This window comes from Collinsella sp. (genome assembly GCF_052346665.1).
Taxonomy (GTDB): Bacteria; Actinomycetota; Coriobacteriia; order Coriobacteriales; family Coriobacteriaceae; genus Collinsella.
On record NZ_DAWDUX010000055.1, the window covers coordinates 1 to 11,338 of the forward strand.

At 62.5% G+C, this 11,338-nt stretch carries 7 protein-coding genes and 1 pseudogene; 1 reads left to right on the forward strand and 7 read right to left on the reverse strand.

Going from position 1 to position 11,338, the window contains the following annotated elements:
- From ACT8II_RS08795 to ACT8II_RS08805, 3 genes and pseudogenes are all read right to left on the reverse strand, one after another.
- Positions 1 to 205 (reverse strand): annotated as a pseudogene (locus ACT8II_RS08795) (ABC transporter substrate-binding protein); the annotation flags it as partial.
- 348 nt (positions 206 to 553) lie between these two features.
- Positions 554 to 2,518 (reverse strand): excinuclease ABC subunit UvrC, encoded by a 1,965-nt coding sequence (gene uvrC / locus ACT8II_RS08800; RefSeq protein WP_443813846.1) that lies wholly within the window; start codon positions 2,516 to 2,518, stop codon positions 554 to 556.
- A 108-nt stretch (positions 2,519 to 2,626) separates the two neighbouring features.
- A complete protein-coding gene (locus ACT8II_RS08805) occupies positions 2,627 to 3,889 on the reverse strand; it encodes a carboxylate--amine ligase (RefSeq protein ID WP_443813848.1) in 1,263 nt (420 codons plus the stop codon).
- 150 nt (positions 3,890 to 4,039) lie between these two features.
- On the opposite strand from ACT8II_RS08805, the gene ACT8II_RS08810 reads away from it, so the two are divergent.
- The gene (locus ACT8II_RS08810) at positions 4,040 to 4,750 is read left to right on the forward strand and encodes an aspartate/glutamate racemase family protein (protein WP_304292204.1); all 711 of its coding nucleotides are present in this window, start codon (positions 4,040 to 4,042) and stop codon (positions 4,748 to 4,750) included.
- On the opposite strand, the gene murJ is transcribed toward ACT8II_RS08810, so the two are convergent.
- From murJ to ACT8II_RS08830, 4 genes are all read right to left on the reverse strand, one after another.
- Positions 4,747 to 6,720: a murein biosynthesis integral membrane protein MurJ gene (murJ, locus tag ACT8II_RS08815; RefSeq protein WP_304292202.1), complete on the reverse strand. Its 1,974-nt coding sequence runs from the start codon at positions 6,718 to 6,720 to the stop codon at positions 4,747 to 4,749. The two genes, ACT8II_RS08810 and murJ, sit on opposite strands and share 4 nt — an antisense overlap.
- 4 nt (positions 6,721 to 6,724) lie before the next feature.
- The gene (ybaK, locus tag ACT8II_RS08820) at positions 6,725 to 7,225 is read right to left on the reverse strand and encodes a Cys-tRNA(Pro) deacylase (RefSeq protein WP_304292200.1); all 501 of its coding nucleotides are present in this window, start codon (positions 7,223 to 7,225) and stop codon (positions 6,725 to 6,727) included.
- A 134-nt stretch (positions 7,226 to 7,359) separates the two neighbouring features.
- The gene (gene uvrA, locus ACT8II_RS08825) at positions 7,360 to 10,239 is read right to left on the reverse strand and encodes an excinuclease ABC subunit UvrA (RefSeq protein ID WP_443813850.1); all 2,880 of its coding nucleotides are present in this window, start codon (positions 10,237 to 10,239) and stop codon (positions 7,360 to 7,362) included.
- A 293-nt stretch (positions 10,240 to 10,532) separates the two neighbouring features.
- The gene (locus ACT8II_RS08830; RefSeq protein WP_118654010.1) at positions 10,533 to 11,282 is read right to left on the reverse strand and encodes an SDR family NAD(P)-dependent oxidoreductase; all 750 of its coding nucleotides are present in this window, start codon (positions 11,280 to 11,282) and stop codon (positions 10,533 to 10,535) included.
- Positions 11,283 to 11,338 lie beyond the last annotated feature (56 nt).

The following is an 11,338-nucleotide window of genomic DNA, read 5'->3' on the forward strand; positions in this document are numbered from 1 at the left end:
TGGAGGGGTCGAAGTTGGTGGTGGTATAAGCGGAGCCGGCGGTGATCACGCCGCCACCCTTGGTGCCGCCCTCGGCAGGAGCGGAACCCTCATCGTTGCCACCGCCGCCGCAGCCGGCAAGGCCGAGGCCCGCAACGGCAGCGGTGCCACCGGCGAGACCGATGAAGGAGCGGCGGGACAGACCCTTGTTCAGAAGATCGCGCATGGGTACTCCAATCAAGCGCTCATATGCCGCATCTGCGGCGCATATTACAGACAAGTTAAGACTAACGGCGCCTCCTTGCTTTTTGAGAATCCCTTCGACAAACGGTTCGACTTCCGCGCAGGCGGCAAATCGAACCGTTCACGAGATTCTTGACATTCCCCATTATTGGTACTAGCGCTAATACCAGTTCTGGATTCTAGCGCTTTATTTATCTAAAGTGCGCAGCTTATTGCTTTGTTTCACTGGTATTAAGACTCATCGACAACCCATCTTTTAACCTGTCACATTTCATACCAGTTTCCTACACGGGACGGCCAGCGTGCTCCCCGAGCCCGGAGATACTCCGGGCTACTCGGAACGACCGGCATCCAGTGCGCGCAGGCTTTCATAGATCGCGCGGGCCACGTCCGCGGGAACGCCCTTCACCGCCGCAATTTCCTCGACACGCGCCGCACGGAGCTTCTTCATGGAGCCAAAGTGGCGCATAATCGCCTTCTTCCGCGTAGGACCCACGCCGGGGACCTCATCCAGAATCGAGGTCGTCATGGCCTTGCCGCGCAGCTCGCGGTGGAACGTGATGGCGAACCGGTGGCTCTCGTCACGCACCTGCTTGATGAGGTACAGCGACGCCGAGCCACTCGGCAGCACAATGGGAGTGTCGTCCCAAGGGACGAACACCTCCTCGTCCGCCTTCGCAAGGCCGCAGACGGGAATGTCGAGTCCGAGCTCGGCGAGCTGGCGCATCGCGGCGGTAAGTTGCGGCTTGCCGCCGTCGACCACAAGCAGGTCGGGTCGGCTGCCAAAGCGCTCATCCGCCATCCGCTCGGGTGCATAACGCCGTCCCAGGACCTCGGACATGGAGACGAAGTCGTTCGCCTCCTCGAGCTCTGCCCGGATTTTGAACCGGCGATACTGTGACTTATCGGGCTTCCCGTTGGTGAACACGACCATCGAGGCGACGGTGAACGCACCGTGCAAGGTCGAGATATCGAAGCACTCGATGCGCAGGGGAGGCGCGTCGAGGGCCAACGCGCTCTCAAGCTGCAGCAAGGCCTGATTCGTGCGGTCGTCCGAATAGCCCGTTCGCATCATGTAGCGCATGAGGGCATGCCGGGCGTTCTTGGCAGCCATATCAAGTAGACGATGCTTCTCGCCCCGTTGCGGGTAATGCAGATGGCACGCGCGACCGCGCTTGGCGGCGAGCCACTCCCCCATCACCTCGGCGTCGGCAAGTACGACCGGCACGTCCACCTCGCCCGGGATGTCAGCGGTCTCATCGTAATAGCGTTTTACAAAGCCCGCGACGAGCTCGGCCTCGTCCACATCGAAGCCTTTGTCCAAGATAAACTCGCATGTGCGCTGCACTCGTCCCTCTCGCACCACGAAGACGCAGGCGCCCGCGATGGTCTCCTCGCGGTAAAAGCCTATGAGGTCGAGATCGACCCCCGTGGGGAACACGACCTGCTGTCGATCGTCCAGGCCATCGATGACCTCGAGCCGACGCTTGATGCGCCCCGCGCGCTCAAAGTCAAGCGCGGCCGCCGCCTCTGCCATGTCTTCCTTAAGCTCATTCGTGAGCTCGCGACGCTGACCGGACAGGAAGCGCTCGACACGGCGCACATTCTTGGCGTACTCGTCCGATGAGATCATCCCGGCGCATACGCCCGGGCCCCTTCCCACATGGTAGTCAAAGCACGGGCGCCCCTTTTGTGCGCATATGAGCTCGATAACGTCGGCGTCTGCGGGGCGTTTGTCGAGCAGACGGCGCACGCGCTTCCACTCCGCACACGAGGCGGAGCAGACAGGACACACTTTGCGCAGCGTATCGATCGTTTCTCGCGCGGCGCGGCTATCGGTGTAGGGACCGTAATAGCGCGTATCCGGGCGATGTCGTTCTCGCGTGTACTTGATGGCGGGAAACAGGTCCCCGCGCGTGATGGCGATATACGGATAGGATTTATCGTCCTTGTAATCAACGTTGAAGTACGGATGATACTGAGCGATGAGCTCGCGCTCCAACACGAGCGCCTCGTGCTCGCTTTCGACCACGATGTAGTCGAACGACGTTACGAGCTGCATCATGAGGGGAATCTTGGCGCGATCGTCCGTGAGCGTCACGTACTGGCGGAGACGCGCGCGCAGGTTCTTGGCCTTGCCCACGTATATGACGGCGCCATCGGCGTCCTTCCACAGATAGCATCCCGGATCGGTGGGCACCTTCGCCACCTGATCCACAAGGCTCGGGGCATGCCCGGCGCCCTGTTCGCGCACATGCTCGCTTGCCGCCCTCACGGAGAAGGGCGCTACGGGCATATGCACGCCGGGGTGCGTTACCCGCAACTTTGACGGCGTTGTATTCGGGTCTGCCATGGATCCTCGGAATTCAAGCGATCGGGCCGCTAGGCTGCTGAACGGATGGCGTTACGCCAAGTTCTTGGCACCGTCGCCCCAGAAGTACTTGCGGAACTTGTCGATCTGGTGGTAGTAGGTCACCTTCGACCAGAAGCGCTGACCCATGCAGTCCTCGTCCCAATCGAGAGCGTAATGGGTGAGCCCGGTGCGGAAGCCATCGAGGACCTGCCTGCGAATCGCGGCGTCGTCAATGGAGCGCTTGACCACATAGGGAGGGACCGTGGTGTAGATGAAGGGCTTGGTGTTGGAGATGCGGGGCCTCTTTTCCCCCATGAGGACATCGTCCACCTGAACTTGCGCGAAGTTGATGCCCGCCTGACGCACGAAATCGGAGCTACGGCCGGGGCGGGTGTTGATCTCGAAGAACTTGTACGTGCCGTCACGCTCGTCATACTTGACGTCGAAGTTCGCCATGCCGCGATACCCCACATGGCGCATGAAGCGCAGAGCGTCGTCGCTCACGGCGTCGAGCTGCTCGGACACAATCACCGCGGGATTGCCGATGGCAGTTGGGGAGTGGTCCTCCACCATCACGCGGCCACCCACCATGAAGACGGGATCGCCAGCGGCGTCCAGATACGAAGAGAGGATGCGAATCTGCGTATCATCGCCGGGGATGAATTCCTGCACGATGAGAAGCTTGTCGTAGGTTGTCTCCTGGAGCTGCTTGTAGAGCGCCTCGAGCTGTTCGCGGCTGTGGATGAGGTATACCTTCTGCTGTCCCTCGAACTCGGCGTAATGCCAGGCGGCCGAGTTCGACGGCTTGGCGATCACCGGATACATAAAGCCGCCATCGTCCACCGTCGCGGTCTTGTCGCCGCAATCGAGATAGACCGTCTTGGGATACGGGACGCCGATCTCCTCGCAGATCTCGTAGAAGCGCTCCTTCTGCGTGATGTCGTCGAGGAGCTCGAAATCGAGGTAGGGCGTGTACCAGCGCTCCTCGATCTGGGGCTTGTTCTCCGACACCAGGCGCGCGTAATGGTCGCCGCAACCCACGAGGAACGGGATCTTGCCCGCGGCGATGAGCTCATCGCCCAAGCGCTCGAGCTCGGGCAAGCAGACCTCGGGCCTGTCGATTCCGGGGATGACGCGGTAGTCGCAAAACCGGCTGCGCACCGACTTGATGTCCGCGGATGCGAGGACGATCGGCTTGACGCCGTATGCCTCCCAGAAGCAACGAATATATGAATAGCAGCAGAAATCAGACCCCAAGATGACGGGGGCAAGCATGCGCGGCAGGTCGCTTTGGGCGGGGCGAGCGGGTCTCATAAGCTACAAATCCCTTCGCTATAATGAACGCCGTCGCGTGGGACCGCGCACGGCGCGAACGTTCCATCGACCCCGCATTCTACCCTTTATCGGCAGGCACGGGGCGCGACTCGACCTGTCGTGAGCAAGAGACCATCGAGGGAGCAAAACATGCATAAGCCTGTTCTCGGCGTGCTTGGGGGCGTGGGCCCGCTAGCGACCGCATACTTCATGGAACTCGTCATCAAGAAGACACCGGCCAGCTGCGACCAGGACAACATCCCCATGATCGTCTTCAATGACCCTCAGATCCCGGACCGCACCGCCTATATCCTCGACAACGACAAACCAAATCCCCTTCCGGAGATGACGAGCGTCGTGCTGTGGCTCGAGCGCGCGGGCGCCGATTTCATCGCGATCCCCTGCAACACCGCCCACTATTTCTACGAACAGATCGCCGCGAGTGCGACGGTCCCCGTCCTCAACATCATGCGGGAGACGACCGCGCGGATCGTCGAGATGCATGGGGAGCACGCGACCATCGGCCTCCTTGCAACCGATGGCACGTTGTCCTCTGGGGTGTTTCAAAGCTATCTGTCCGATGCGGGACTCTCGGTGATGGCGCCGAGCGAAGAGGACCAGCGCGATATCGTGATGCCGCTTATCTACGACCGCGTCAAGCGAAACCTCCCCTACGACCCCACGGCATTCCTCGACCTCGCACGGCGCATGCACGAGAACGGGTGCGATGCGGTGATCGTGGGCTGCACCGAGCTGTCAGTCGTCTACCAGGACCTCGTGCAAAAGCCCGATTACCTTATCGACTCGATGGATGTCCTCGCCGACCGCTGCGTTTCGTACTACCTCGAGCGGCACCGCTAACGGCGCGTGAATCGACTGAGAATTGAGTTGAACATGCTCGCCTCGGGCAGCTTCATGACAACCGCGGGCGCAAACGTCACGATCAGAGACACAATGCCCGCGACGGCGATATATGCGACCGTCTTGAGGATGGGGGCGGCAACCGGGCCCGTCGCCGCCTGGATGATGATGGGGCCGAAGATCAACTGGAGGGCCTGCATCGCGCCCCAGCCGGCCATGGCACCAATGCCGCCCAGAACGAGGCCGAAGAACAGGCCACGCAGCATGGTCGACACATGGAGACCGTGGAGGCGCCCGCGCATCCACACCAAGGTAATGCCGATGGCGACGATGTAGAAGGCGCTCGTCGCGAACGCGATGACGGGCATGCCACCGCCCAAGGCCACGCCGCCGCCCAAGGCAACAACGACGAGCGCAAGAGCGCCGAGCACGGTCGAGAAGGCATAGGGCTTCATGTCCATCAAGGCGGAACAGCTCTTCTGAAGCAGCACGCACACGCCGTAAATGGGCAGCGCCGGGGCGAGCCAGCAGAGGTATTCGCTCACCAGGCTCACACCTTCGAGCCCGAATTTGCCCACGCAATACACCATGTTGAGCGGCTCGCTGAACACGATGAGATACAGAGCGAACGGGATGAGGATGAAAAGCATCTGCGCGATGCCCCGGGCGACGCCCTCGCGCACGGCATCGTCATCGTGGCGTGCCGCGTCACGAGCGAGCTCGGTGTAGAGGGCGGTCGTGATGGGGACGGCGAACAGGGCGTAGGGCAGCGTGTACCACAGGCGCGAATAGGCCACCACCGAGGCACCCGTCTCGGGTTGGACGTTCAGAGCCGCCGCATTCTGGACGCTGGCGGTGATGAAGGCGCAAACCGTCGCGGCGAGCGTGGGGATGCCCAAGGCCAGGGTCTTGCGCAGATTGGGGTCGGAGAAATCAACGTGCAGGCGCGGATGCACCCCGTGCTTTTTCAGCGCGGGGATCTGACACGCCATCTGGATGAACACGCCGAGCGTCGTGCCCACGGCGAGCACGGTGACGCTGATGATCTGGTCGACGTGGAAGACCTCGTCAAGGACGAAAAAGGCGGCGAAACTCGCGATGACCACGACGTTGTTCAGCACCGGGGCGAAATTGCTCCAGAAGTAATCGCGGTGCGCATTGAGCACGCCCGAGAACACCGAGCCCAGGCCGTAGAACAGGATCTCGATGGCGAAAAAGCGGAAAAGGTAAATCGCCGTGTCCATCTGCCCGGTATCGGCGCTCATGAACGATTGGGTCCAAATCACCGCAGGCGCGCCGATGGTGGCGACAACCGATGCGGCGCCCAACACGAGCAGCAGAATGCCGAGAAGATTGCCCACGTACTCGTTGCTCGCCGCGACGCCACGCTCGCGGCGCACCTCGAGGTAGACCGGCAGGAACGCCGTGATGAGCATGCCGCCGATTACGAGCTCATAGAGCATGCTTGGCAGGTTGTAGGCGATCTGATAGGAAGACGAGAGCAGGGACAGGCCGAGCGCGGCGCCCATCGCCCACGTGCGCACGAAGCCGGTGAGACGGCTCACCAGGATAAGGGCGGTCATCATGCCCGCGGAGCGTCCAGCCTGCTCATAGTCGGACTGGCTGAGGTCGTCCTCCTCGACGGGGGTGCCTTGCGGCTCGGAAAGCTCGACTGGGACGACAGGCTCGGGCTGAATCTCGTCGAACATGTTCGTCTCGTCAAATGCATCCACAGACGCAGGCTCGAACCGGGGGGCCGGAGCGGCATCGCGCGAGGCCGCCGCACGCAGGAACACGGCAGTCTCATCGGGCGAGACGGGACGGCTTCCCCGCATGGAAGAAGCACCCGCCTGAGCCGCAACGATGAATTGGGACGTCTCATCCGGGCGCTGAGACGCGCGCGAATCGATTGTCGGGCGCTGCGCGAAATGAGCTCCGGCCGGGCGTGGCGCTTCGTCGTCGTGAGCCATGCGACTACCTCTCCCTCACGATCGGGGCGACGATCGCCCCGGTGAATGCAATTAGGTCATCGGGCGCGAGCGCAAGTTGAACACCGCGCCGACCGCCCGAAATGAAAATTTCATCATACAACTGGCATGTCTCGTCAATGACAACGGGGAGGCGCTTCTTCATGCCCACAGGGGAGCATCCGCCGCGGACGTAGCCGGTCACGCTGACGAGCTGCTTGGTCGGCAGCATGGCAAGCGCCTTCTCCCCCGCCGCTCGAGCAGCCGCCTTGAAATCGAGCTCCTCCGCAACGGGCACGCAGCACACCACATGCGCGCCCGTCGCGCCCACCGTGACGAGGGTCTTGAAGCCCTGGCCGGGATCCTCGCCCAGCTGCTCGGCTATCGCCTCGCCCAGGCCCCGCGCCTCCTCGCCATCGTCCTCATAGGTATGGACTGTGAAGGCGATACCGGCACGCTCGAGTTCGCGCATCGCGTTGGTCTTCTGCAATTTGGCCGGCTTGGCCATAAACGACCTCCCAAAGTCCAAAAATGATGTGAGAAGGAGGGGCGTCCCGCTCGTCGCAGGTGCCTCAGATGCCCGAAATATCCGCGTAAGAGCTGCCGTGCGCGAGCACGCGAGCAGCAGCTTGAACGTCAAGATCAGGCACCAGGGGTTGCCGCCATCCGCATACGGTCGCGCTCAAGGAGCGGTTTGAGGAATTTGCCCGTGTAGCTCTTCTTGCACGCGGCGACCCTCTCGGGCGTGCCCGAGACCACGATGCGACCGCCGCCGTCACCGCCCTCCGGCCCCAGGTCGATGATGCGGTCGGCGACCTTGATCACATCGAGGTTGTGCTCAATCACAAGCACGGTATTGCCCGCATCGACCAGGCGCTGGAGCACGTCGACGAGCTGACGCACGTCCTCGAAGTGCAGACCCGTCGTGGGCTCATCCAAGATGTAAAACGTCTTACCCGTTTGCTTGCGATGCAGCTCCTTGGCGAGCTTGACGCGCTGCGCTTCACCGCCCGAGAGCGTCGTGGCAGGCTGGCCCAGGCGCACGTAGCCCAGGCCCACGTCGTAGAGCGTCTGTAGCTTGCGCTTGATCTGCGGGATGTTCCCAAAGAATGCAAGGGCCTCAGTCACGCTCATGTCGAGAACGTCGGCAATGGTCTTGTTGCGGTAACGGACCTCAAGAGTCTCGCGGTTGTACCGCCTGCCGCCGCAGACCTCGCACGGCACGTAGACATCGGGCAGGAAGTGCATCTCGATTTTGATCTGGCCATCGCCCTTGCATGCTTCGCAGCGGCCGCCCGGGACGTTGAAGGAGAACCGCCCGGGGGAGTAACCGCGGGCCTTGGACTCGGGCACGCTCGCGAACAGGGCGCGCAGGTCGTCCCAAAGGCCGATGTAGGTCGCCGGATTGGAGCGCGGCGTGCGCCCGATGGGACTCTGGTCGATGTCGATGACCTTATCGATCTGGTCGACGCCCTCGAGCGTCTTGTACGGACCGACGACACGGGTCGAATGGTGAACCGCGTTGGTGAGGGCGGGAGCAATCGTATCTGTGACCAGCGAACTCTTGCCCGAACCCGAGACGCCCGTCACCACGGTGAGCGTGCCGAACTCGATCTGGGCGGAGACGTTCTTCAGGTTGTTCGCCTTGGCGCCCGTGATCTTGAGCGCGCCGCGCCCAGGATTGCGGCGCTCATCGGGAAGACGCACCATGCGCGCGCCCGTGAGGTAGGCTCCCGTGCAAGAATCCGGACAGGCCATGATCTCTTCCGGCGTGCCGGCGCACACCACCTTGCCGCCGTGTTCGCCCGCACCGGGCCCCATGTCGACCACGTAATCCGCGGCACGAATGGTGTCCTCGTCATGCTCGACCACGATTACGGTATTCCCTAAGTCACGCAGACGCTCGAGCGTGGCGATGAGTCGTTCGTTGTCACGCTGGTGCAGGCCAATCGAGGGCTCGTCTAGGATGTAGAGCACGCCCATGAGGCCGGCACCGATCTGCGTGGCCAGGCGGATGCGCTGGGCCTCGCCACCCGAGAGCGTGGCGGAGGCGCGGTCGAGGGTGAGGTAGTCAAGGCCGACGTCCACGAGGAAGCGCAGGCGCTCGATGATTTCCTTGACGATGGCACGGCCTATGAACGCCTCGCGCTCGGTGAGCTCGAGGCCCTTGAAGAACGCAAGCGACTCGCGGCAGCTCATGCAGCAGACCTCGTAAATGGACTTGCCGCCCACCGTGACGGCGAGCATCTCGGGGCGCAGGCGCGCTCCCTTGCAGGTGGTGCAGGGCTCCTCGCGGATATACCGCTCGAGCTTCGCCTTGGTGTTCTCGTTGGTGGTCTCGACATAACGCTCGTACAAAATGTTGCGCACGCCGGAATACTTGGTGAACCAGTGCGTATCGCGGCCGTCCTGCGTGTGGTAGTCCACACGCATCTTCTTGTCACCCATGCCATCGAGGAACACTTTACGCACGCGGGCGGGCAGATCCTTCCAAGGCGTGGCGGGGTCGACCTTCAGATGCAAGCACAGCGCACGGAAGATCTGCGGATAATAGTTCGATTTGCCGAAGAAGCTGCCGAACACGCCATCCTCGATGGAAAGGTTCGGGTCCTCGATGAGGGCCTCCGCGTCCACGACCTTCTTGAAGCCCAGGCCATCGCACTCGGGGCAGGCGCCATAGGGAGCGTTGAAGGAGAAGTCGCGCGGCTGCAGGTCGTCGATGGAATGCCCGTGCTCGGGGCAGGCGAGCGCGAGCGAGTAGGTGAGCAGGTCGCCTTCGGTGCCTTCCGGCGCGTCGCGATCGGGCAGCAGGTAAACGCTCACGTTGCCGTGAGCGAGCTTGGTCGCTTGCTCCACAGATTCCGCGATGCGACCCAAGCTCGTGTCGCGGATCACGATGCGGTCCACCACGACCTCGATGGTGTGCTTGAACTTCTTATCGAGCTCGATGGTCTCGTCCAACCCGCGGACCTCGCCGTCGATACGCACGCGCGAAAAGCCCTCGGCGCGCAGGTCCTCGAGCAGCTTGGCAAACTCGCCCTTGCGGCCTTGAACCACGGGGGCGAGCACAAGGGCACGACGGCCCTGCCCTGCCTCGAGGATCTTGTCGGCAACCTGGTCGGTTGTCTGGCGCTCGATCTCGCGGCCGCACTCGGGACAATGCGGAATACCGATTCGCGCGTACAGAAGTCGCAGGTAGTCGTAGATCTCGGTGACGGTGCCCACGGTGGAACGGGGGTTCTTCGAGGTCGTTTTCTGGTCGATGGAGACCGCCGGCGACAGGCCGTCGATGGAGTCGAGATCCGGCTTGTCCATCTGACCCAGGAACTGGCGGGCGTAGCTGGACAGCGATTCGACATAGCGGCGCTGTCCCTCGGCATAGATGGTATCGAAGGCGAGGCTCGACTTACCCGAACCGGAAAGGCCCGTGATCACCACGAGCTTGTCGCGCGGGATTTCGACATCGATATCCTGCAGGTTGTGCTCGCGGGCGCCTTTGATGACGATGGAGGAATCAGACATGGAAGGTCCTTATCTGACGTGAATTCGGATATGTTCTATGGACACATTCGTATCCGACCCTTTAGTGTACCGCCACCGCGGCGCACGCCTGTTCGCTTGGAGAGAGCCCACGTTTCCTGCACGCTTTGTTCGATTTGGCGGGGTGCTCGATAGCCCCAAGACCGCGATCCTCGGCGCGGGCCCGGCACGAAGAGCAAAACGGCCCGGGATCGTTCCCGGGCCGCTGAGTCGCCTGTATGGTTATGCGCGCTGCAAATGGGCGCTCTTAGCGCACGTAACCGCTAAGTGTGGACTTAGCTGCGAGCAGCACCATCAACGGGAATGACCGCGCCGGTCACGTAGGAACTCATGTCGCTCGCCAAGTAGACAAAGGCATTGGCGACGTCCTCGGGCTCGCCGATACGACCGAGCGGGATGGTGGCGATGAGCGGCTTGATGACCTCTTCGGGCAGTGCGGCAACCATGTCGGTCTTAGTGACGCCAGGGGCAACGGCGTTCACACGGATGCCCTTGGGGGCAAGCTCGCGAGACAGGCTCTGCGTGAGGCCGTTGACGGCGTACTTGGAGGTCGGATACCCACAGCCGGAGGGCTGACCGTACTTGGAGACCATGGAGCTGGTGGTGGTGATGGTGCCGCCGTGACCCGCTTCGATCATGAGCTGGGCGCCGGCGCGGCAACCGTTGAAGACCGCGGTTACGTTGAGGTCCATGACCTTCTGCCATTCGTCGGCGGTGTAATCGAGCAACGGGGTGGACTGGGAGATGCCGGCGTTGTTGACGATCGTGTCGACGCCGCCCATGTCCTCGGCGGCGGCGTGGAACGCCTCGGTCACGGCATCGAGGGAGGCGAGGTCGCACGTGCGGCCCCAGACCTTGGCTTCGGGATACGTAGCGAGCAGCTGATCGACCGCGTGATTGGCCGTCTCCTGACGAGAACCGAACACGGTCACGGAAGCGCCCTCCTCAATGAAGCGGGCCGCGATGGCGTAGCCGATACCGCGAGTGCCGCCGGTGATGATTGCCTTCTTGCCTTCGAGCAACATAGCGTGCTCCCCTTTCGAATACGGGGCGCACCCTATGCTCGGCGCCCATCTTTTCC